Origin of the sequence: Labrys miyagiensis, from assembly GCF_030160835.1 — a bacterium.
Taxonomy (GTDB): domain Bacteria; phylum Pseudomonadota; class Alphaproteobacteria; order Rhizobiales; family Labraceae; genus Labrys; species Labrys miyagiensis.
Window position 1 is genome coordinate 1 of the sequence record NZ_BSPC01000106.1, and the last position, 1,041, is coordinate 1,041.

The following is a 1,041-nucleotide window of genomic DNA, read 5'->3' on the forward strand; positions in this document are numbered from 1 at the left end:
GGATTGCGGCCAGGATGTCATCGGCGGACTTTGTCCAACGGAATGGCTTGGGATCGGCATTGTTGGCGTCGATAAAGGCGCGGATGTCATCTTCGAGTTGGTGTGTGGAGGTATGGACGCCACGCCTGATCTGTTTTTCGGTAAGCAGAGCAAAAAAGCGCTCAACCTGATTGATCCAAGAGGCCCCTGTTGGGGTGAAGTGGACATGCCAGCGCGGCCGTTTGATCAGCCAATCGCGGATCAGCTTGGTTTTGTGCGTGGCGTAGTTGTCCATGACGAGATGGACGTCGAGCTCGGGGGGAACGTTGGCTTCAATTCGGTCGAGGAACTTACGGAACTCGCTTGAGCGGTGCTTGGGATAGCAGTGGCCGATGACCGTGCCTGTGGCAATGTCGAGGGCCGCGAAGAGAGATGTGGTACCGTGGCGTGTGTAGTCATGCGTGCGCCGCTCGACTTGGCCCGGCTGCATGGGCAGGAGAGGCTGGGTGCGGTCGAGCGCCTGGATCTGTGACTTCTCGTCCACGCACAGAACCAGGGCATGCAGGGGTGGCGACAAATAGAGCCCGACGATGTCGCGCACCTTTTCAACGAAGAGCGGATCATTCGACAATTTGAAGGTTTCGGTGCGATGGGGCTGCAAGCCGAAGGCGCGCCAGATGCGATGGATCGTGGACGGGGCGTGCCCCACGGTCCGGGCCATCGAACGCAGCGACCAGTGCGTGGCGCCAGCCGGCGTCGTCTCCAAGGTGCGGCGGATCGTATCAGCGATCTCCTCGTCACCGATCTTGCGCGGCGTGCCGGGACGAGGCTCGTCGAGCAGCCCGTCCAGGCGATACTCCGCAAAGCGACGGCGCCATTTGCCGACGGTGTTGGGCTCCGCGCCAACCTCAATGCAGATGGCCTTGTTCTCATGCCCTGCCGCCGCTGCCAGCACGATCCGCGCCCGCCGGGCCAGGGCTTGGCCCGTCTTGCGGGCACGGGCAAGCGACTCCAACTCCTGACGCTCTGCATCACTCAAAAGGATTGCCGGTGCCGCACGAC

The 1,041-nt window shown here is 62.2% G+C and carries 1 protein-coding gene; it reads right to left on the reverse strand.

The window, feature by feature from the left end; translation table 11 throughout:
* Positions 1-1,041, reverse strand: a 1,041-nt coding sequence (locus tag QQL24_RS36330; protein WP_431310819.1) for an IS630 family transposase, incomplete at both ends; no start/stop codon positions are given.